This window comes from Campylobacter sp. CFSAN093246, assembly GCF_012889415.1.
GTDB classification, from domain to species: Bacteria; Campylobacterota; Campylobacteria; order Campylobacterales; family Campylobacteraceae; genus Campylobacter_D; species Campylobacter_D jejuni.
The window spans coordinates 1473347-1496000 of sequence record NZ_CP040613.1 but is presented as its reverse complement, the minus strand read 5'-3'; the positions used below and the strand labels follow the sequence as shown (position 1 = coordinate 1496000).

Below are 22654 nucleotides of genomic sequence, written 5' to 3'. Positions count from 1 at the left end.
ATTATCTGGTAAATATCTATTTTACCATAAAGAAATTTAAAAAGGGACTAAAATTAAATTTTCTAATTTCTTTTCTTTTGTCCAATTTTACCATAAAGAAATTTAAAAAGGGACTAAAATAAACCCTAGTGGATTGAAACTCCGCTAGGGCTAATTACTCCACTAAAAGGAGGTTGCGAATTTGAAACTTATTGAAATTTAGGGTTGATTAAAATCGAAATAAAATTATTTAAATAATTTTAAGGCATAAAGATAATATCCACTAAACTTTCATTTTCTAAAATTTCACATTCTTTTGGCGCCACCATAAGGGCAGCTTTATTGTTAAGATTGTTTATAATCGCACTAGAGCCTTCTTTTTTGCCTTCAAGATTGGCTAAAATGCGTCCATTTTCAAACTTTATGTTACAAGCGACAAATTCCAAATAAGGTGTTTTTTTCTTGTAACTTCCTTGTAAAAAGGCTTTGCAAATATAGTCTTTAGGCTGAAGTAACCAAGAGTTTAAAATCTCTCTTGCGTAAAGATTAAACATTACCATAGCCGAGTAAGGAAAACCTGGTAAGGCGATGATGAATTTTTCATTAGCCTTAGCTATTTTGATATGTCTACCTGGTTTTATGTCGGCTTTATCGATGATGATTTCGTATTCTTTGATGGCTTTTTTTAAAAAGTCAAAATCTCCCATAGAAACCCCGCCCGTTGTAACCAAAATATCACAACTTTGCAAAGCACTTTCAAGGGTGGAAAAAGTGGCTTTCTCATCATCTTTTAAAAGAGGAAAAACCCTTGTATCGCAATTTAAATTTTTAGCTAAATTAGCTATGGCGATATGATTTGAAGAGCGGATTTGAGCAGGATTTTCCAAGGCTTCTCCTAGATCTTTGATCTCACTTCCACTACTTAAAACCCCTACAATAGGCTTTATAAACACACTAATGTGAAAAAATCCAAGTTCAGCTAAAAGAGCTATCTCGCTATAATTTAACTTTGTGCCTTTTTTGAGTAAAATTTCATCTTTTTTATAGTTTTCTCCTACCGCACGCACGGCAAAAGCTTGGGGAACTTTTTTTTCTATAAAAAGAGTATCATTTTCTATGCATATATTTTCAACAGGGACTAAAGTATCGCTTCCTTCGCTCATGAGTGAGCCTGTAAAGGTTTTTACACAAGTGCCATTTTGCACGCTAAATTGTGGCATAGTACCCGCAGGTGTGATACCTAAAATTTTTAAAGGCTTATCTTGATCTTCAAATTTGATCGCATAACCATCCATAGCCGAAGTTGGAAATTCGGGCTGATTTTTAGGGGCTTTTATGTCTTGAGCTAAAATGCGTCCTAAACACTCTGTAAGAGCTATTTTTTCAATCTTTTCATAAGTTTTAATATGAGAATGTAAAATTTTTAAACTTTCTTCATAAGACATTAACATTTTTTATCCTTTTAAAAGTCCTGCACCGCAAAGTTTGGTTGATCTTTCTTTGGCATAAATTCTTTCTTTGTTTATCACATCATACTTCCAAATGGGCGCACTTGCTTTAAAATCTTCAACAAATTCATTAAGAAGTTTAAGTCCTAATTTTCTTTGTTTGCTTAAAATTCCTGCAAAATACGAGCTTTCATGTATCGCTACATCGCCTATAGAGTGAGCAAAAAGCAAGCTAATACCATCAAAATCTACTCTTTTTTGCCACTCATCAAACCATTTTTTTAAAAGCGGTTCATAAATATCAAAACTAAGTGCCTCAATACCTCCTTCTTCACGCACAATACCACAAAAAGTCAGTAAAGCACCGCAGTTTTTATCCTTGGAAAATTCATACCATTGGCTATAAATTTTAGAAATATCTAAAGAGCCTTGATAAAGTGTAAAATGTTTCATTTAGCCTCCACAAACTGGCGGTAAAAGTGCTATTTTATCACCATCTTTTAACTTGGTGTTTTCATCAAAAATGATTTCATCATTTAAAGATACAGCACAAAGTTCTAGCCATTCTTTTAAACTCTCATCTTTTTGCAAAATTTCTTTTAATTCTTTTAAATTTTTTACTTCAAGTTCTAAATTTTCTTTATTTATGGGGCCTAAAAATTCCACTTTTACCATTTTATTCCTTTACTTCTAAATTTCCCATCATTCCTAAATCTTCATGTTCTAAAATATGGCAATGATACATTCTAAGTCCTTTAAAATCTTGTTTCATTCTAAGTCTTAATTCTTCATTAGGACGCACATTTATAGTATCTCTGAAGGCTCTAAATTCGGCTTTTTGAACTTTGCCATTGAGTTTTGATGAGATGAGTTCAAATTGCGTGCCGTGTATGTGGAAAGGATGATCCATGTGAGATTTATTTATCACTATCCAGTCTTCAACTACTCCAAGCTTGGAGCTTAAATCAATGCGTTTTAAATCATAGCTTTTGCCATTGATTAAAAACATAGACGCAAGAGCGATTTTTAATTCGCTTTCACTTTTTCCCATCATACCATGCATTTGCATATGATCTTCACTCATGATTATTTCTTTAAATTCCTTAGGTTCTTCTGAAGGTTTGAAAATTTTTAAATTTTTTGGAAGTTCTACATTTTCTTTTTTTAGACTAATATTAGCTAAAAATAGGGTATTAGGTTCTTCTTTTACCATCATTTTATCCCTATCATAATAAGCACTTTCTAGCTTAAAATTCCCATCTTTTGGAGCGTCGATTAAAACTTCTGCACGAGAAGCAGGACTTAAGAAAAGTTCTTCTTTATAAATAGTTTTTTCTATAAGTCCACCATCAGTACCAACAAGTATAAACTTAGCTCCTTGTATGCGTAAATTTAAATATCTTGCCGCAGTAGCATTATAAATGCGTATGCGTTCGTTTGTGGCGAGTTTGATTTGAGGTTTAAATTGTCCATTAATGAGTACAAATTCTCCTTCTCTACCATTTAGCCAATCATTTAGGTTGTTGTTCGGAATTTGAGCGTTTTCATCAAGACGCAAATCGCTAATCATCAAATCTCTTTCTTTTAAATGACTTAAAGCATCTTTTTTTGCTTTGATCACAAAAGCCCCTGCTAAACCCATAAAAACTTGTTTAGAAGCGGTATAATGAGGGTGTGGATGATACCAGTAAGTTCCTGCGCTATCTTGAGGAATTTTAAAACGATATATTCTTTCTTCTCCTGCTAAAATAGGATCATGTGGGCTTCCATCTTGATCAGGCGGCACAGGAACGCCATGCCAATGTATAGTTGTAGCTTCTTTGAGTTTGTTTTTGACTAAAATTTCAAGTTTATCTCCTTCAAAAACTTCTATTTTTGGAGCAGGCACGAGGCCATTGTAAGTATAAAATAAGGTTTTTTTACCTTTGATAAGCTCTATATGATTTTCTTTGATTTCTAGGGTAGCACGAAAAATATTTTTTTCTTTACTTTCATTTTTGAGTAAAGGCAAGGCTTTTAAAATTTCTCCTTGGGGGAATTGTTTTGGATCTAAAAGTTTTAAATTTTTTGGAGCAAAGTTTATAAAAGAAGTATCTAAGTCATGATTTATAGAATGATTTTTATGCATGGAGTGCATATCATGCATAGGATTTGCATAGGCTACACCCATACTTGCTAGAGTGAGTGCATTAAATTTTAAAAAATTTCTTCTATTCATTAGTTTTTCCTTTTGTTTGATTTTTTGTATTATAGTCATTATTTTTTTAACTTTAGTAAATATTTATTTTGAAAATTTGGTTTAATTTTGTTATGATTTTAGCAATTTAATCAAGGAAAAATAATGTTTTATGAAAAAATTCAAACCCCAGCTTATATTTTAGAAGAAGATAAATTAAGAAAAAATTGTGAGCTTTTAGCAAGTGTTGGCGAAAAAAGTGGTGCTAAAGTGCTTTTAGCTTTAAAAGGTTTTGCTTTTTCAGGAGCGATGAAAATTGTTGGAGAATACTTAAAAGGTTGTACTTGTAGCGGACTTTGGGAAGCAAAATTTGCTAAAGAATACATGGATAAAGAAATTCATACTTATTCGCCTGCTTTTAAAGAAGATGAAATAGGTGAAATAGCCAGCTTATCTCATCATATAGTGTTTAACTCTTTAGCTCAATTTCATAAATTTCAAGCTAAAACACAAAAAAATTCCTTAGGTCTTCGTTGTAATGTTGAATTTTCTCTAGCCCCAAAAGAACTTTACAATCCTTGTGGAAGATACTCAAGACTTGGAATTCGTGCTAAAGATTTTGAAAATGTGGATTTAAGCACCATAGAAGGACTTCATTTTCACGCACTTTGCGAAGAAAGTGCTGGTGCTTTAGAAGCTGTTTTAAAGGTTTTTGAAGAGAAATTTGGCAAATGGATAGGGCAAATGAAATGGGTGAATTTTGGAGGAGGACATCACATCACTAAAAAAGGCTATGATGTTGAAAAGCTTATTGCTTTGTGTAAAAATTTCAGTGATAAATACGGTGTGCAAGTTTATCTTGAACCAGGCGAAGCGGTGGGTTGGCAAACAGGAAATTTGGTGGCTAGTGTAGTAGATATCATAGAAAATGAAAAACAAATTGCTATTTTAGATACTTCAAGCGAAGCGCATATGCCAGATACTATCATCATGCCTTATACAAGTGAAGTTTTAAATGCTAGAATTTTAGCCACAAGAGAAAATGAAAAAATTTCAGACTTAAAAGAAAGCGAATTTTCCTATTTGCTTACTGGAAATACTTGTTTAGCGGGTGATGTAATGGGAGAATACGCCTTTGATAAAAAGCTTAAAATCGGCGATAAAATTGTTTTTTTAGATCAAATTCATTACACCATTGTGAAAAACACAACTTTTAATGGTATAAGACTTCCAAATCTCATGCTTTTAAATGTAAAAAATGAACTTCAAATGATAAGAGAATTTTCTTATAAGGATTATTCTTTAAGAAATTAGTATTATTTATAATTTGCATAAAATGTTAATTTTACTCGGAAGAGAATCAAAGATGTAAATTTTATGCAAAGTATTTTATTTTTTCAAATATAAAATCAACTCAAATATCTAATTTTCAATACTTTGGTATGATTTTTTAATATTTTAAATCCTTGTGGAATTTTATTGAAATTCAGTGATTTTTAAATCAAATAGTATTAAGATAAATCGATTTAAAAATCGGCTTTAAAATGAATATTAGGTATATTTTGCATAATATTCATTCAAGCAAAATTTAAAGCTATTTTTGAAAATTTTGAATGCATGGGAGCTTTAATGGATTTGGAAAAATTAAGATTAGCTAGAAGTCTTTATTATCAATGTCTAGGAGAGCTTTTTGTTTTTTCATTTTCTGAAGAAAGATTGTCAAAATTACAAGAGTATTTAAAGACAATGCAAGAATGTTTATTTGATGAAAATTTAAAATCAAATTTTGATATCTTGCTTAAGCATTTAGATGATGAAAATTCTATACAAGCATTTTTTAAAGAATATGATTTGCTTTTTTTAAGTCTTAAAAATAGCATTCCAACGACTTTTTCTTACATAGAAGAAGGTTTTGAAAATTCAAATCCTTTACTTTGCGTGCGTCAAATTTTAGTCAAAAGTAAAATAAGACGCAATGAAAAATTTTTTAAAGAAAGTGAAGATAGTGTTGGATTTTGTTTATTGTTGATGAGTGAATTTTTAAGGCAAAATGAAGATGATTTAGCCAAAGAGCTTTTTGAAAAAGTGATCAATAAAAGCATTGATGAGTTTTTAGGCGATGTTTTCATGAATAAAAATGCGAATTTATATAAGGAAATTGCAAGTATTGCATCGGCTTTTATGGAATTTGAAAGACTTTGCTTTGAAGTGGAAAAACCTGCAAAAATAAATTCTAAAAAAGTGCAAAACGATCTATCGCGTTCAGAATTTTTAAGAAGAGAAGCAAATAAACAAAGGAGGACTCGTGAAAAATCGCAGGGAATTTCTTAAAAAATCCGCTTTTGCCTTAGGGGCTGCTGGAGTGCTTGGTAGCACAACTTTAGCTCTAGCTAAAGATGAAGAAAGAAAAGATTTAGTTAAAGGTAAAAGTAAGAAAAAAGAAGTGCTTTTTCAAAGAAGTGCTAATTGGGAAAATTATTATATAAAGGCTGAGTAATGTCAAGTGTAGGTGAAAATATCAAGCTTACGCGTCGTTCTTTTCTTAAAATGGCAGCACTTTCAAGCCTAGCAACACCGTTGCTTGCTAGAAGTGAAACTTTAAGAGAAGCGAGTGCTGATGAGCTTAAAGAAGCTTATGAAGGTAGTAAAAAAGTAAAAACAGTTTGTACAGCCTGTTCTGTAGGCTGTGGGATTATTGCAGAAGTGCAAAATGGTGTTTGGGTGCGTCAAGAAATCGCTCAAGATCATCCTGTGAGTTCAGGTGGACATTGCTGCAAGGGATCTGATATGATCGATATGGTGCGTTCACATGTGCGTTTAAAATATCCTATGAAAAAAGAAAATGGAGAATGGAAACGCATAAGTTATGAGCAAGCTTTAAGTGAGATCGGAGAAAAACTAGCTGCTTATCGTAAAGAAAATCCTGAAAGTGTTATGTTTTTAGGTTCTGCAAAACTTAATAATGAACAAGCTTATTATATAAGAAAATTTGCAGCATTTTTTGGAACGAACAATGTAGATCATCAAGCTAGAATTTGACACAGCGCAACAGTCGCCGGTGTGGCGAATACATTTGGTTATGGCGCTATGACAAACCATCTTGGAGACATCCAAAGAAGTAAATGTATCATTATCATTGGAGCAAATCCAGCGGTAAATCACCCTGTGGGTTTTAGACATTTCTTAAAAGCAAAAGAAAAAGGTGCAAAGCTTATCGTTGTAGATCCTAGATTTACAAAAAGTGCAGCAAAAGCGGATATTTATGCAAGAATTCGTCCAGGAACTGACATTGCTTTCATGTATGGAATGTTAAAAATCATTTTTGATGAAGGCTTGGAAGATACAAAATATCTTGATGAAAGAGTTTTTGGAATTGATAAAATTCGTGAAGAAGCAGCAAAATGGACAGCTGAAGAAGTGGAAAATGTTACAGGGATCTCTAAAGAACTTTTGGTGCAAATCACTCACGAAGTAGCTAAAAACAAACCAACTACGCTTATTTGGGCTATGGGTTTAACTCAACATACTGTAGGAACTTCAAATACACGTTTAGCACCTATTGTGCAAATGGTACTTGGAAATATAGGTAAATTTGGTGGTGGAGTTAATATCTTACGCGGACACGATAATGTTCAAGGTGCTTCAGATATGGCTTGTTTGAGCGAAAATTTACCAGGTTATTATCCTTTAAATGAAGCGACTTGGAGATACTATGCCAAAATTTGGGGTGTGGATTATGAGTGGCTTTTAGGAAATTTTGTAAGCAAAGATTGGATGCATAAAACTGGGCTTTCACTTGCTAGATGGTGGGCAGCGGCTTTAAATGGAAAAGATGGAAATGATGCTATCGATAATGCAGGAACGCCTTTAAAAGCTTTAGTAGTTATGGGAAATGGTATTACTTCGACTGCACAACAAGTAAAAGTTAAAGAAGGTTTGGAAGCTTTAGAGCTTTTAGTTTTAGCCGATCCTTTTGTAAATGAAGCAGGGATTATTGCAGAAAGAAAAGATGGAATTTATCTTTTACCTGCAGCAACACAGTTTGAAACAAGCGGAAGTGTAACAGCAACAAATCGTAGCGGACAATGGAGATTTAAAGTTGTAGATCCACTTTATGAAAGCATGGAAGATCAAGAAATTTTATTTGAGCTTGCTAAAAAATTAGGTTTTTATGAAGACTTTACCAAGACTTTACGCGATGAAAAAGGTGAGATTGTTTGGCCTGAAAATGCAACAAGAGAAATTGCAAAAGCAGTTAGAAGTATAGGGCTTAATGGTTGGAGTCCTGAAAGGCTTAAAAAGCATACTTTATACTGGGATAAATTTGATGAGGTAACTTTAGAAGGAAAAGACGAAGTTGCTGGCGAGTATTACGGGCTTCCTTGGCCTTGTTGGAGTGATAAGCACCCAGGTTCTCCTGTGCTTTATAATACCGACATTGAAGTAGCAAAAGGTGGTATGGGCTTTAGAAACAATTTTGGACTTGAATATGAAGGAGAGAGTTTACTTGCTAAAAATGCACCTTTAAATTCACCTATTGATACAGGTTATCCACAAATTACTAAAGATAATATAGAAAAAGTTTTAGGTATTACTTTAAGTGCTCAAGAAAAAGAAAAAATGGGATCAACTTGGTCTTATGATGATAGCAATATCATAGCAACTAAATGTATAGAAAAAGGCATAGTTCCTTATGGAAATGCTAAAGCTAGAGCTGTAGTTTGGACTTTTAAAGATAAAATTCCACTCCACCGTGAGCCTTTACATTCTCCAAGAAACGATTTGGTGCAAAAATATCCAAGTTTTGAAGATCAAAAAGCGCTTTACCGCGTGGATACTAAATTTGTTTCTGTGCAACAAGCTAAGGATTATTCTAAAGAATTCCCGCTTAATCTTGTTACTGCAAGACTTGTGAATTTAAATGGTGCAGGTATGGAAAATAGAGCATCTATGTATCTAACGCGTTTAACACCTGAAATGTTTTGTGAGATCAATCCTCAATTAGCAAAAGAGCAAGACATTAAAGCAGGAGATATGATTTGGGTGCATTCTCCAGAAAGTACTAAAATTCATGTAAGAGTGAAGGTTAATCCAGGTGTAGCAAAAGATATGATTTTCTTGCCTTTCCATTTTACAGGAGTTATGCAAGGCGTGGATTTAACGCACAATTTCCCAGAAGGAACTAAGCCTTATGCAAGCGGAGAAAGTGCTAATACGGTAACAAATTATGGTTATGATATCATGTGTCAGATTCCAGAGACTAAAGGTGGACTTTGTAGAATCAGTAAGGATGGAAAATGAGTAAGGTAAATTTTGCAAATTTAGAAAAAGAACGCTTGAAATTCTTTTGTGATAATGAGCGTTGTATTGATTGTAATGGTTGCGCGGTAGCTTGTGATGAAGCACATGAGCTTCCTATTCATATTCGCCGCCGCCGTGTGATTACTTTAAATGAAGGAATTCAAGGAAAAGAAGTTTCAACTTCTATTTCTTGTATGCATTGTGATGATGCTCCTTGTTCTATCGTTTGTCCTGTGGATTGTTTTTACATCCGTGCTGATGGTATTGTTTTGCATGATAAAGAAATTTGCATAGGTTGTGGATATTGTCTTTATGCTTGTCCTTTTGGTGCACCACAATTTCCAAAAGATAGTGTTTTTGGAAATAAAGGCATTATGGATAAATGTACTATGTGTGCAGGTGGCCCTGAAGCAACGAATTCAGAAAAAGAAAGAGAACTTTATGGTCAAAATCGTATCGCAGAAGGAAAAGTCCCTGTATGTGCTGCGATGTGTTCGACAAAAGCACTTTTAGTAGGTGAAAGTTCTAAAATAGAAGAGATTTATCATAATAGACTTATGAATAGAAATTATGGCATTCCAAATCCTTCGGAAAGTTTGGAATGGAAGATTGCTTACACAGGAAAGGAACGCTTATGAGAAAAGTATTTGTAACGCTTTTATTAAGCGTAGTGAGTTTATTTGCTTATGGTAGCGAGAGAATGGGACAAGATACTCAAATTTGGGATTTTCATCGTATTACAAATATCCCAAATTATGATACTTTTGGCAAACTTTGGACAACTTTGCAAGGTGAATATATAGCTACTATAGCTTTAATCGCTGTTATTGCGGTATTGTCTGCATTTGCTTTGCATTATATGGTTATAGGACCTAAGCAATTTTCACACGATGGAAAGAAAATTTATGCTTTTACATTATTTGAAAGACTTTTTCATTTTATCGCAGCGATTTCTTGGGTGATTTTAGTGCCAACTGGTTTTGTGATGATGTTTGGAGAAGTTTTTGGGGGTGGAGTTTTTGTAAGGGTTTGTAAAAATTTACACGCTTTTGCAACGATTTTGTTTATCATCTCTATAATCCCTATGTTTTTATGCTGGATTAAAAGAATGCTTCCTGCAAGTTATGATATCAGATGGATGATGATAGTAGGTGGTTATTTAAGCAAAGTAAAACGTCCTGTACCTGCAGGTAAGTTTAATTTTGGTCAAAAATCTTGGTATTATATAGCTGTATTTGGTGGATTTTTGATGATAATTACAGGTGGATTTATGTATTTTCTTGATTTTAATTCCACGGCAATTCAAGGTCTTTTTGGTTTAACTCACATTGAACTTTTAAGAATTTCAGCTATAGTGCATAATTTCTTGGGTATAGTGTGTGCAGTGTTTTTTGGTGTGCATATTTATATGGCAGTATTTGCAATCAAAGGTAGTATCCATTCTATGATTAGTGGTTATAAAGAAGAAGAAGAGGTTTATATTTTACATTCTTATTGGTATAAAGAATTAAGCAATAAAAAGCAAATTGAACCTAGTTTTTCTTATGATCCTAATGTAAAAATTTAATCTTTAACCGCTATGTTATTACATAGCGGTAGTTTTAAGCTTTTTTGAAATAAATAGAACGAATTTTCTTTTATAAGTTGAATCTAAAATCTATTTTTCCATATATAAATTTGTTATTTATGTTTTTTTGATATAATATTATTTAAAGATATTTAAAGGATAAGGTATGGATCCGTTATTTACAACTCAAATTTTAAAATATAAAGGCAATGAATCTTTTACATGCGATGATACTTTAGTGCGTGAAATTAAGCTTGAAATTTTTATTAATGATGAAAAAGTAGGTGCTTTAATGGCAACTCCTGTAGATGAACAGGCATTAGCAATAGGATATTTAATGAGTGAAAATATCATTGCGAAAGTAAGCGATATTGAGAGCATAGAAACAAAAGATGATGGTATGAGTGTGCATATTAAAGCAAAGATTGATAAAGAAAATTTAGCAAAGCTTAATGCTGAAGGTGTAGTTATAAGTGGTTGCGGTAGAGCACATACTGCCAATATCGATCCAGAAGCTATTGAAGCGAGTAAAATTAGTTCTGATGCAAAATTTAGCAAAGATGAAATTTTAAAACAAATGAGTACTTTTTATACTCAATGCGAGCTTTACGAGAAAACAGGCTGTGTACATACGGCTAAGCTTTTTGTAGATGAGAAAACTTTTTTTATAGGTGAAGATATAGCTCAGCATAATACCATAGATAAAGCTTTAGGAAAAGCGTGTTTAGCTGGGGTTGATTTAAGTCAATGTTTTTTAATGGTTAGTGGAAGGCTAAGTTCTGAAATGGTAGCTAAAGCAGTTATGCATAAAATTCCAGTGCTTGTTTCACGCACGGCTCCTACTTGTTTAGGGGTTATGATAGCAAGAAAATTTGATTTAACGCTTTGTGGTTTTGCTAGAGAAAATAAGATCAATATTTATAGTGGAGAATTTAGAATTCATGGATAAAAATCAAGAAAAAGAAATCATCTCATATATGAGAGAATTGTTAAATAGCAATGAAAAATTAGATTGTGGTACGGCTTTTAAAATTGCAAAGAAATTTAATATAAATATAGAAAAAATCGGACAATTAGCCGATGAAAATCACATGAGAATTGATAATTGCGAGTTGGGGCAATTTGGACATTTAGATTTTGAAAAAGCAAAGATTGAAGTGCTTAAAAAAATAGAACCTAGTTTAGATGAAAAGCGTAGAATTTTTTGTAAAGATGCAAGAGATATTGCTAAAGAAGGTTGTGGACTTAAAAGTATGCGTTCAGCTTTAAAAACTTATAAGGTTGATGTAAAGTATTGTCAACTTGGTTGTTTTAAAGAAAAAAAAGGTAAGCAATTTATAGTAAGAACAAAAACTTGGATTGAAAATGCGGATGGAGATTTGCTTTTTGGTCGAGGAAAAACAGAACTTTTAGAACTTATCGGACAAACAGGTAGTTTATTACATGCTTCTAAACTTATGGGGATTAATTATAAAAAAGCTTGGATGCATTTACAAACCTTACAAAAAAATTCTCAAGAAATTTTAGTTAGCACAAGACAAGGACGCTCTAAAGAATCAGGAACAAAACTTACTCCTAGAGCTATGGAATTGATGGAAAATTACTCTATTTTGCAAAAAGACATAGAAGAATACGCTAATAAACGCTTTAAAGAATTGTTTTTAAAAGGAAAAAAATAAATCTTCTATCAAAAAATACTAATACATAATTTTTTTATAATTAATTAATATTATTTTTTTAAAAATATGTTAAAATTAGAATCTAAATTTTTTATTTTAGGAGTTATAAGATGTTTAAATCTTTAAATATAGGTTTAAAACTTATTTTTTCTGTGGCAGCTGTTGTTGTTATTGGACTTGTTATTTTAATTTCATTAATCACAAAACAAGTAAGTCAAAATATTACCAAAAATACAGAAGATATTCTTGCTTCTATCACGAAAGAATATGCTACTCAAACTCAAGGAATTTTTGGGGAAATGATCGCTTTAAATAAAAGTATTTCAGGTACTTTAACAGAAATGTTTAGATCAACCTCTAAAGAAGATTTAGATATAGACAATATAACAAATATTATAACCAATACTTTTGATAATAGTGCTTATTCTAATTTTACTTATTTATATCTTATTGATCCGCCAGAATACTTTAAAGAAGAGAGTAAATTTTTTAATACTCAAAGTGGAAAATTTGTTATGCTTTACGCTGATGAAGAAAAGGATAATAAAGGCGGAATAAAAGCAATACAAGCTAGTGATGAAATAGCTAATCTGCAAGTTGTGCAAGATATATTAAAAAAAGCAAAATATGGGGAAAATAAAGTATATATAGGCCGTCCTATTAAGATGAATTTAGAAGGTCAAGATTTTGATGCTGTAAATGTTGCTATGCCTATTTTTGATCGAAAAAATCAAGTTGTAGGTGTCATAGGCATGACTTTAGATTTTTCAGATATTGCTACTTATCTTTTAGACCCTAAAGGTCAAAAATATGATGGTGAATTAAGAGTTCTTTTAAATTCAGATGGTTTTATGGCGATACATCCAAATAAAAATCTAGTTTTAAAAAATTTAAAAGATATCAATCCTAATAAAGGTGCACAAGAAACTTATAAGGCCATAAGTGAAGGAAAAAATGGAGTTTTTAACTATATAGCTTCTGATGGTGATGATTCTTATGCTGCGATTAATAGTTTTAAAGTGCAAGATAGTTCTTGGGCAGTTTTGGTAACTGCTCCTAAATATTCAGTATTTAAACCCTTAAAAAAATTACAATTAATTATTCTTGGTGCATCTTTTATTTTTATTTTTGTTGTTTTAGGAGTGGTTTATTATTGCGTAAGAAAAATTGTCGCATCTAGATTGCCTGTGATTCTTAGTTCTTTAGAATCATTTTTCCGTTTTTTAAATCATGAAAAAATTGAACCTAAGGCTATTGAAATTCGTGCTAATGATGAGCTAGGAGCAATGGGAAGAATCATAAATGAAAATATTGAAAAGATTCAAATATCTTTAGAACAAGATCAAAATGCTGTAGATGAATCGGTGCAAACTGCTAGAGAAATCGAAAAGGGTAATTTAACTGCAAGAATTACTAAAAATCCTATAAATCCTCAATTAGTAGAACTTAAAAATGTTCTTAATAGGATGCTTGATGTTTTACAAAGTAAAATTGGTTCTAATATGAATGAAATTAATAGAGTTTTTGATAGTTATAAGGCTCTTGATTTTAGTACAGAAGTATTTAATGCTAAAGGTGAAGTTGAGATTACAACTAATATTTTAGGCAAAGAAATTAAAAAGATGCTTTTGGCTTCTTCAAATTTTGCTAAAGATTTAGCCAATCAGTCAGAAGAGTTAAAAAATTCTATGCAAAAACTTGCTGATGGCTCTAATGCACAAGCGAGTTCTTTAGAACAATCGGCTGCAGCTGTGGAGGAGATTAATTCTTCTATGCAAAATGTAAGTGGAAAAACAGTTGAGGTTGCTTCACAAGCTGATGATATAAAAAATATTGTCAATGTGATTAAAGATATCGCTGAGCAAACGAATCTTCTTGCTTTAAATGCAGCTATTGAAGCTGCACGTGCTGGAGAACATGGGCGTGGTTTTGCAGTTGTTGCAGATGAGGTAAGACAGCTTGCGGAAAGAACAGGAAAATCCTTATCTGAAATCGAGGCAAATATTAATATACTTGTTCAAAGCGTAAATGAAGTAGCAGAATCTGTAAAAGAACAAACAGCAGGAATCACACAGATTAACGATGCTATAGCACAACTTGAAACTGTAACTAAGGAAAATGTCGAAGTTGCAAATGTTACCAATAATATAACAAATGAAGTCAATCAAATTGCTGCGGCAATTCTTGAAGATGTGGATAAAAAAAGATTTTAAAAAAAGCTCATTTTTGAGCTTTTAAATTTTTTCTATATTATTTAAAATTTTTAAACACAAAACAAGTAATAAAATAATATTATTTTTCAAAGCTAATATCAAGGAAAAATAATGAAAATTGATTGTCGCAATCTTTCTTGTCCTCAGCCTATAGTTGAAACAAAAAACGCTCTTGAAAAACTTCAAGAAAATGAAATTTTAGAAATTGTTTTAAATTCTATTATTTCAAAAAATAATGTTGTAAAATTTCTTAGCTCTTTAAGTTTAAACCCTGTTGTAGATGAAAATGCACAAGAGTTTTGCATCAAAGTACAAAAAAAGAATTTTGATTCTAGTGAAGTAAATATTCACGATTATAATGTTTTATTTTTAAAAACCGACAAAGTGGGTGAGGGTGAATTGGGACAAAATTTACTTGTAGGATTTTTAAGTACCTTAAAAAATTTAGATCATGCTCCAAGTAAAATTCTTTGCGTAAATGAAAGTGTTTTAATCAATGTTGATGAAAATCATAAAGCACATTTAGCTATGAAAGAACTTGAAAATTTAGGTATTGAGATCATAAGTTGTGGAGCTTGTCTAGAATTTTTTAATAAAAGCAAAGAACTTAAAATAGGAAATATAGGCAATGCTTATGAAATTTTAAACGAGCTTTTTGGTAAAGCAAAAATCATTACTCTATAAGGAAAAACACTGCAATATAAAAATCAAAATTTAACGCATTTTGTTAAAGCAGCAGGCTGAGCAGCGAAATTAAGCCCGGGTGGTCTTAAAACAATTTTAAATTTCATGCAAAAAACTCCTGCTTTACTTAGTGATATCGGAAATAATGAAGATGCAAGCGTATATCAAATCAGTCCCGATTTAGCTTTGGTGCAAACGCTTGATTTTATCACTCCTATAGTAGATAGTGCTTATCATTTTGGTGCTATTGCTGCAGCAAATGCTTTAAGCGATGTTTTTGCTATGGGTGCAGAGGTAATTAATGCCTTAAATATAGTAGGTTTTGATACTTGCAATCATGATTTAAACATCTTAAAAGAGCTTTTAGAAGGTGCAAATGATAAAGTTAAAGAATGTAATGCTTTAGTCGTGGGTGGCCATACTATAGAAAGCACCGAGCTTTTTTTTGGACTTAGTGTTACAGGAAAAGTACATCCTAGTAAATTTATTGCTAATAATACTTCTAAAATCGGAGATTGTATCATTTTAACCAAGCCTTTAGGAACAGGAATTTTAAGTACAGCTTTAAAGGCGCAAATGTTAAATCAAAAACATTTAGATATAATGCTTAAAAACATGATGGAGTTAAATTATAAAGCCAGTCAAATTGCTCTTAAATTTCATCCAAGTGCCATGAGTGATGTTACAGGTTTTGGACTTTTAGGACATTTAAAAGAAATGCTAAATAAAAATATTTCTTTTGAAATTTTTGAAAGTGAACTTCCTTTTTTAGATGGAGTAAAAGAGTATTTTAATATGGGTTTAATTCCTGCTGGAGCTTATAAAAATTTAGAATTTATAAAAGAACTTACCCCTGATTTAAATGAAGAAAAATTATTACTTTGTGATCCACAAACTTCAGGAGGACTTTTAATTTCTATAAGTGAAAAAGATTCCTTAGAATGTTTAAAAAAACTAGAAGATGAAAATATTCAAGCTAAAATTATTGCTAAGGTTGTAAATAAGCAAGAAAATGATATTATCATTTCTTAATTTTTGTTACTTATATACCCATTAAAATTTTTTTTTATCATTTTTTATACATTTTCTATGATTTAAAATATTATTTTTTATCTTATTTATATATTATTTATTAAAATTTATTTTATCTTAGGAGATACGAAATGATACAAAAAGCTTTAGCTTTAGCTGAAGAATTACAAGGACAAATAGAAGCCAATATTTCAAATTCTGAAAAAGAATTTCATGCTAAAATGCAAAAACTTCTTAATAATCCCAAAAATAAAGTTATGCTTATAGAGCTTTTAGATCGTTCTTTTAGATGTAAAGATAAAAATGCAAGTTTTGAGCTTATAGAATATACTTTGAGTAAATATGGCATAGCGGATTTTTTTAGCACTTTTGAAAAATTCCTACTTTTTAGCTTTTTAAATTTTGGCAAATTTGCTCCTAATTTAAGTGTACTTTTTTTTGTCAAACATTTAAGAGAAGATACTAAAGCTATGGTTCTAGATGCAAATCCTAGTGTTTTAGAACCACATATTAAGAAAAGAAAAGAGCAAGATAAAATTACCTTAAATGTGAATTTAATCGGCGAAGAGGTTTTAGGTGAAGCTGAGAGTAAATATCGTATGCAAAAATACGAAGAAGCCTTAAAATCAAGCTATATCACTTATATTTCCATAAAAATTACTACTATTTTTTCACAAATTAATATTATAGATTTTAATTATTCTAAAGAAGAGGTCGTAAAAAGACTAGATTATCTTTATGCTTTAGCCTTAGAAGAAGAGAAAAAACAAGGTGTATCTAAATTTATCAATCTTGATATGGAAGAATTTAGGGATTTAGAGCTCACCGTTGCAGCTTTTATGGAAAGTGTGGCTAAATTTGATATTAAAGCAGGGATTGTTTTGCAAGCTTATATTCCTGATTCTTATAAGTATCTTAAAAAACTTTTTGCTTTTTCAAAAGAGAGGGTTTTAAAAGGTATGAAGCCTATTAAGATCCGTTTTGTTAAGGGTGCTAATATGGAAAGTGAAGAAACCATTGCGTCTCAAAAGGGTTGGGAGCTTCCTACTTTTTACAAAAAAATAGATACTGATAGTAATTATAATAAAATGCTTGATTTTATTCTTGAAGGAGACAATTATAAATACATCAACATAGGAATTGCAAGTCATAATATCTTTGAGATTGCTTATGCTTATACACGTATAAGTGAAGTGGGTGCTTTGGATTCTTTTACTTTTGAAATGCTTGAAGGTATGAGTTTGCAATGTTCTTATGAATTATCTAAAATGCATGATCTAATCCTTTATGCCCCAGTTTGCGATGAAGCACATTTTAACAATGCCATTGCTTATCTTGTAAGACGCCTTGATGAAAATACAAGTGAAGATAATTTTATGCGTTATTTTTTCAATCTTAAAGTAGGAGATAAAAACTGGAATATCCAAAAAGAACTTTTTTTAAAATCTTTAGAAGGCATAAAAACTCTTGATAATACTACACATCGTAAGCAAGATAGAAATAAAGAATCAAATATCATAAGTTCTTATGAAAGTAAAAAATTTAGCAATGAAAGCGATACGGATTTTATTTTAGCACAAAATAGAGCGTGGGCTAAAGAAATTAAAACTAAATATGAAAATTTAAAAGATTATGATGTTTATCCTGTTATAGGCGAACTTGATTTTAAAGCAGAAAATTTAAATGTTTTAGAAGTTAAAGATAAGATCGAAGATAGAGTTATAGGAAAGGCTTATTTAGCAGGAGAAAAAGAAATCAAACAAGCTTTAGAAGTAGCTAAAAATTCCAAATTTACACAAAAAAGTCATGATGAAATTTATCAAATTTTAGCCAAAAGTGCAAAACTGATGAGAGAAAGAAGAGGGGATTTGATAGGTTTGGCAGCTTTAGAAGTGGGCAAAACCTTTTTAGAGATCGATCCTGAAGTAAGTGAGGCTATTGATTTTATAGAGTTTTATCCGCACTCTTTAGAAGAGCTTAAAAAACAAAATCCAAAAGTTACATTCACACCTAAAGGTATAGGGGTTACCATAGCTCCTTGGAATTTTCCTATAGGAATTTCAGTAGGTACTATAGCTGCACCACTAGCCGCAGGTAATGTGGTGATTTACAAACCTTCTTCACTTTCAACTCTAACAGGTTATATGCTTTGTAAGTGTTTTTGGGATTCGGGTATTCCAAAAGATGCTTTGATTTTCTTACCTTCAAAAGGAAGTGATATTTCTAAATATTTACTTATTGATGAAGCGATTAAATTTTCAATTCTTACAGGAGGAGAGGATACTGCTTATGCTATGTTAAAAGCTAATCCAACCTTGCTTTTAAGTGCTGAAACTGGCGGAAAGAATGCGACTATAGTTTCTAAATTTGCTGATCGTGATAGTGCGATTAAAAATATCATTCATTCTGCTTTTAGCAATAGCGGTCAAAAATGTTCAGCTACTTCTTTGCTAGTCTTAGAAGAAGAGGTTTATCATGATGAAGAATTTAAAAAGACTTTAGTGGATGCTGCGAGTTCTATGGCAGTGGGCAATCCTTTTGAATTTAAAAATAAATTAGGTACTTTAGCTGATAAGCCAAGTTCTAAAGTTCAAAAGGCCTTAGATGAATTACAACCTTATGAAGAATGGGCATTAAAACCTAAGTTTTTAGAGGATAATCCTTATTTGATGACTCCAGGCATAAAATATGGCACTAAAAAGGGTGATTTTACTCATATGAATGAACTTTTTGTACCGATTTTAAGTGTGATGAAGGCTAAAGACTTAAAAGAAGCTATTGATATAGTAAATTCCACAGGTTATGGTTTAACTGCAGGTTTTGAAAGCTTAGATGAAAGAGAATGGGAGTATTTTCACACTCACATAGAAGCAGGAAATATTTATATCAATAAACCAACCACAGGGGCTATAGTGCTGCGTCAACCTTTTGGTGGGATTAAAAAATCAGCTATAGGTTTGGGTAGAAAAGTTGGAATTTATAATTATATCACTCAATTTTTAGAGATTAAGCAAGAAGATTTTGATGATCATTTAATTGAAGATAAATTTTCAAAAAAATTAGCACAAATAGATTTAAAAGAAGCACAAGATTTTATAAACAATTTAATTAAAATGTCTCAATCTTATGCTTATCATTATAAAAACGAGTTTAGTGTTTCAAAAGATTATGTCAATATTCGTGGAGAAGATAATCTTTTTTCTTATACTAAAATAAAGAATATGGTTTTAAGACTTTGTGGAAATGAAAGCTTAAAAGATGTTTTAGGTGTGGTTTTAGGTGCAAATATTGCAAATATTGATCTAAGTATCAGTTATGATGAACAAGATGTTAGTATGATAGAACGAATTGTTCAAAGCATAGGAGCAAAAGTATTGTTTTTAAAAGAAAATAAAGAAAATTTTATCAAGAGTATTAAAGAATATGAAAGAGTGCGTTATTTAGCAAAGCCAGATGTAAATGATGAGATTTACAAAGAGGCTGCAAAGCTTGCTAAAATCATTATAAGAGAAAAGCCATTATTAAATGGTCGTTTTGAACTTTTAAATTATTTTAATGAAAAAGCTTTAAGTATATCTTTTCATCGTTATGGAAATTTAGGCATTAGAGCAATATCTTAATGATCAAGGAGAGATTGATGGAAGTGGTTCAAATTAATACCCCAATAGCAGTGATGTTTATAGCTTATGCCTTATTAATGCTTTATATAGGTTTTTATTTTTATAAGCAAAATAAAAATTCAGAGGATTATTTTCTAGGTGGGCGTACTATGGGGCCTGTGATATCTGCACTTAGCGCAGGGGCTTCTGATATGAGTGGTTGGCTTTTAATGGGTTTACCGGGAGCTTTATATGTAAGTGGTTTTATAGATTCTTATATTGCAATTGGGCTTACTATAGGAGCTAGTTTAAATTGGATTTTTGTGGCAAAAAGACTTAGAATTTATACCAGTGTGATTGCAAATTCTTTGACTATTCCTGATTATTTTGAAACTCGTTTTGATGATGATAAACATATACTGCGCATCGTATGTGCGGTGGTAATTTTGATATTTTTTACCTTTTATGTTTCATCAGGGCTTGTAAGCGGAGCAAAACTTTTTGAAAGTACTTTTGGTATCAGATACGATTATGCTTTAACTACTGGAACGATTATTATTGTTGCTTATACTTTTTTAGGTGGATATAAGGCGGTTTGTTGGACGGATATGATACAAGGGCTTTTAATGATGATGGCTTTAATTATTGTACCTTTGGTTATGCTTTATCATTTAGGTGGTTTTGGTGAAGCGATGAATATAGTAAGAGAAATAAAGCCACAAGCTTTATCTATGGGCGAAGGAGTAGGAATTGTAAGCATTATATCTGCACTTGCTTGGGGTTTGGGTTATTTTGGTCAACCACATATTTTAGTGCGTTTTATGTCGATTCGTTCTACTAAAGATATTCCTATGGCCACTTTTATAGGTATTGCTTGGATGGCGGTTTGTCTTTTAAGTGCTTGTATGATAGGTATTTTAGGTATAGCTTATGTGCATAAATTTGAATTAAGTTTGCAAGATCCTGAAAAGATTTTCATCGTGATGTCGCAGCTTTTATTTAATCCTTGGATAGCAGGTATTTTACTCAGTGCTATTTTAGCAGCTATTATGAGTACAGCAAGTTCACAATTGCTGGTTTCAAGTTCTACTATAGCGGAAGATTTTTATAAAAAGATTTTTAGAGAAGATGCGCCAAGTCATGTTGTATTAAATTTAGGTAAATTAGGTGTTTTATTGGTAGCTGTAATAGCGTTTTTGATTTCTACTGATAAAAACTCAAGTGTTTTGAGTATAGTTTCTTATGCATGGGCCGGATTTGGAGCTTCTTTTGGTTCTGTAATGCTTTTTTCTTTATTTTGGAGTAGGATGACAAGAGTAGGAGCAATCTTAGGTATGATAACAGGAGCTGCTACTGTGGTACTTTGGAAGAATTTTGCAAATTCGGGTCTTTATGAAATAGTTCCAGGGTTTTTAGCAGCTTCGGCGGTGATTATTATTGCAAGTTTGTTTACAAATGTAAGATCTGGAACTAAAGCAGCTTATGAAAAGATGTTAAAAGAGCTTTGAGAACAAAAGCCTTTTTTAAGGCTTTTGTATTAAAAATCTTAGCGTGGGTCCACTTTGATCGATTTCAAGCACTTTAAAACCACGGTTTTTTGCATCTTGAGGTATGGAATTGATACTTTGTGGACAATCACAAAGTACTTCTAAAATTTCTCCACTTTTAAGCTTAGGTAAGACATCAAGTGTTGCTATAGCAGGATAAGGGCAAGCTTCACCTTGCAAATTTAAACTATAAGTAATTTTCATTGTTTATCCTTTAAGTTGATTTTTAAAGAAGTGTTTTTTGTAAAATACTACAAAAACAAACATTAAGATGAATAAAATAAGGTTGATAAAAAATCCATTTAAATTGCCAAATTCAGTTAAAAGATTGATTTTTATACCTTCTTTAAAAGCTTTTGGTAAAAAGTCATAACTTAAAGCTAAAATCATAGTTCCTATTATATTTGCAATTCCTACTATTATAAAATGACTTTGTCCTTCAAAGGCACGATAAGTCCAACCACACTCGCAACCTCCGGCAAAAACTATACCAAAACCAAACAAAAATGCTCCCACAGCTACAGCAGGAGAAAGTTCTATGAGTTTGCTAGTATGACCTTGCAAGATAAAAGCAAAAGCGATTAAAGAGGCGATAATCATACCGACTAATGCGCCTTTTATAGCATTATCTCTACCAAATAAAAATAAATCTCTAAAGCAAGAAGTAAAACAAATTTGCCCTCTAGAAATAACAAAGCCAAAAACAAAACCAAAAATCAGTGCTAAAGCTAGAAGACTTTGTTTGTTTTGTGTGCTGATATTGCCATTTGTAAAAACAAGATAAAACACCCAAACTAAAAAGGCTATGAAAAGCAATATGCCTAAGTTAAAATATAATTTTGTACGCAAACTTTGCTTGTTTAACGGCAAGTTTTCTTTATTTACACGTTCTAATTTAGCTTTAGGTTTAAAAAAGGAAGTGTTGCAAATTTTCACTCCTAGATAAATTCCTAAAACCATAAAAACAGTAAAAAGCCAAGTGTGTAAAGAAAAATAAGGTAAACCTGTAAAAAAATTAGCTAAATTGCATCCAAATGCAAGTCTTGCTCCATATCCTGAAAGAATTCCACCTACTATTGCTTGAAAAATTCTTATATTGCTAGCAGGTAGACGAAATTTGACTTTGTTAGCTAAAAGTGCGGCTACTAAACAACCTATAAACATACCTATGAGCATAATACCATCAGTTCTTGTTAAAGGGGTTCCATTTAAATTTTGCTTTTGGTAATAAGAATATCCATCTAAATTCATACCTAAAAGCTCTAAAAACTCGCCACCCCAACGTGTCATTTCTCCAGTAACAGCCCAAACGCCACCAAAAATCCCAAAATACACTGCACTTAAAATTCCAAGTGCAATCATAGAACGGGAATTGTCCCAAAAATTGATTAAATATTTTTGTTTAAAAGAATTCAAAGAAAGATCCTAA

The 22654-nt window shown here is 31.5% G+C and carries 19 protein-coding genes; 13 read left to right on the top strand and 6 right to left on the bottom strand.

The window, feature by feature from the left end; translation table 11 throughout:
• Nucleotides 1-239: 239 nt before the first annotated feature.
• From FBE87_RS07715 to cueO, 4 genes are read right to left on the bottom strand one after another with little or no spacing between them, the layout of a single operon-like run.
• Nucleotides 240-1430 (bottom strand): molybdopterin molybdotransferase MoeA, encoded by a 1191-nt coding sequence (locus FBE87_RS07715; RefSeq protein WP_002887719.1) that lies wholly within the window; start codon nt 1428-1430, stop codon nt 240-242.
• A gap of 3 nt (nt 1431-1433) precedes the next feature.
• Nucleotides 1434-1880 (bottom strand): molybdenum cofactor biosynthesis protein MoaE, encoded by a 447-nt coding sequence (locus FBE87_RS07710; RefSeq protein ID WP_002934784.1) that lies wholly within the window; start codon nt 1878-1880, stop codon nt 1434-1436.
• Nucleotides 1881-2102, bottom strand: coding sequence for a MoaD/ThiS family protein (locus FBE87_RS07705; RefSeq protein ID WP_002779488.1), 222 nt, complete (start codon nt 2100-2102; stop codon nt 1881-1883).
• Between the two features lies 1 nt (nt 2103).
• Nucleotides 2104-3645 (bottom strand): multicopper oxidase CueO, encoded by a 1542-nt coding sequence (cueO, locus tag FBE87_RS07700; protein WP_002874968.1) that lies wholly within the window; start codon nt 3643-3645, stop codon nt 2104-2106.
• A 123-nt stretch (nt 3646-3768) separates the two neighbouring features.
• Between cueO and nspC the strand changes: the two genes are divergently transcribed.
• From nspC to putP, 13 genes are all read left to right on the top strand, one after another.
• Nucleotides 3769-4917: a carboxynorspermidine decarboxylase gene (gene nspC / locus FBE87_RS07695; protein WP_002868029.1), complete on the top strand. Its 1149-nt coding sequence runs from the start codon at nt 3769-3771 to the stop codon at nt 4915-4917.
• A 303-nt stretch (nt 4918-5220) separates the two neighbouring features.
• Complete coding sequence (locus FBE87_RS07690; RefSeq protein WP_002851502.1) at nt 5221-5934, top strand: molecular chaperone TorD family protein; 714 nt, start codon at nt 5221-5223, stop codon at nt 5932-5934.
• Complete coding sequence (locus FBE87_RS07685; protein ID WP_002851537.1) at nt 5909-6100, top strand: twin-arginine translocation signal domain-containing protein; 192 nt, start codon at nt 5909-5911, stop codon at nt 6098-6100. Before FBE87_RS07690 ends, FBE87_RS07685 begins: the two co-directional genes overlap by 26 nt.
• Entirely contained in the window at nt 6100-8904 is a 2805-nt protein-coding gene (locus FBE87_RS07680) for a molybdopterin-dependent oxidoreductase (protein ID WP_168977244.1), read from the top strand. Before FBE87_RS07685 ends, FBE87_RS07680 begins: the two co-directional genes overlap by 1 nt.
• Nucleotides 8901-9542: a formate dehydrogenase FDH3 subunit beta gene (gene fdh3B, locus FBE87_RS07675; protein WP_002851264.1), complete on the top strand. Its 642-nt coding sequence runs from the start codon at nt 8901-8903 to the stop codon at nt 9540-9542. The genes FBE87_RS07680 and fdh3B overlap by 4 nt, the downstream gene beginning before the upstream one ends.
• Complete coding sequence (locus FBE87_RS07670; protein WP_032583972.1) at nt 9539-10471, top strand: formate dehydrogenase subunit gamma; 933 nt, start codon at nt 9539-9541, stop codon at nt 10469-10471. The genes fdh3B and FBE87_RS07670 overlap by 4 nt, the downstream gene beginning before the upstream one ends.
• A gap of 166 nt (nt 10472-10637) precedes the next feature.
• Nucleotides 10638-11420, top strand: a complete 783-nt coding sequence (fdhD, locus tag FBE87_RS07665) for a formate dehydrogenase accessory sulfurtransferase FdhD (RefSeq protein WP_032583970.1) — start codon at nt 10638-10640, stop codon at nt 11418-11420.
• Nucleotides 11413-12150: a winged helix-turn-helix domain-containing protein gene (locus tag FBE87_RS07660; protein ID WP_002822570.1), complete on the top strand. Its 738-nt coding sequence runs from the start codon at nt 11413-11415 to the stop codon at nt 12148-12150. Before fdhD ends, FBE87_RS07660 begins: the two co-directional genes overlap by 8 nt.
• Before the next feature lie 110 nt (nt 12151-12260).
• Entirely contained in the window at nt 12261-14363 is a 2103-nt protein-coding gene (ccaA, locus tag FBE87_RS07655; RefSeq protein WP_002868032.1) for an aspartate chemotaxis receptor CcaA, read from the top strand.
• A 111-nt stretch (nt 14364-14474) separates the two neighbouring features.
• Nucleotides 14475-15047, top strand: a complete 573-nt coding sequence (gene yedF, locus FBE87_RS07650) for a sulfurtransferase-like selenium metabolism protein YedF (RefSeq protein WP_032583967.1) — start codon at nt 14475-14477, stop codon at nt 15045-15047.
• A 9-nt stretch (nt 15048-15056) separates the two neighbouring features.
• A complete protein-coding gene (gene selD, locus FBE87_RS07645) occupies nt 15057-16079 on the top strand; it encodes a selenide, water dikinase SelD (protein WP_079254328.1) in 1023 nt (340 codons plus the stop codon).
• A 131-nt stretch (nt 16080-16210) separates the two neighbouring features.
• Entirely contained in the window at nt 16211-19699 is a 3489-nt protein-coding gene (locus FBE87_RS07640) for a proline dehydrogenase family protein (RefSeq protein ID WP_100626310.1), read from the top strand.
• A 17-nt stretch (nt 19700-19716) separates the two neighbouring features.
• Nucleotides 19717-21186: a sodium/proline symporter PutP gene (gene putP / locus FBE87_RS07635; RefSeq protein ID WP_069360681.1), complete on the top strand. Its 1470-nt coding sequence runs from the start codon at nt 19717-19719 to the stop codon at nt 21184-21186.
• 15 nt (nt 21187-21201) lie between these two features.
• On the opposite strand, the gene yedF (FBE87_RS07630) is transcribed toward putP, so the two are convergent.
• Together yedF (FBE87_RS07630) and yedE are read right to left on the bottom strand one after the other, a co-directional pair.
• On the bottom strand, nt 21202-21429 hold the full coding sequence (gene yedF, locus FBE87_RS07630) for a sulfurtransferase-like selenium metabolism protein YedF (RefSeq protein WP_002855447.1): 228 nt from the start codon (nt 21427-21429) through the stop codon (nt 21202-21204).
• A gap of 3 nt (nt 21430-21432) precedes the next feature.
• Nucleotides 21433-22641: a selenium metabolism membrane protein YedE/FdhT gene (gene yedE, locus FBE87_RS07625; RefSeq protein WP_100621810.1), complete on the bottom strand. Its 1209-nt coding sequence runs from the start codon at nt 22639-22641 to the stop codon at nt 21433-21435.
• Nucleotides 22642-22654: the final 13 nt, after the last annotated feature.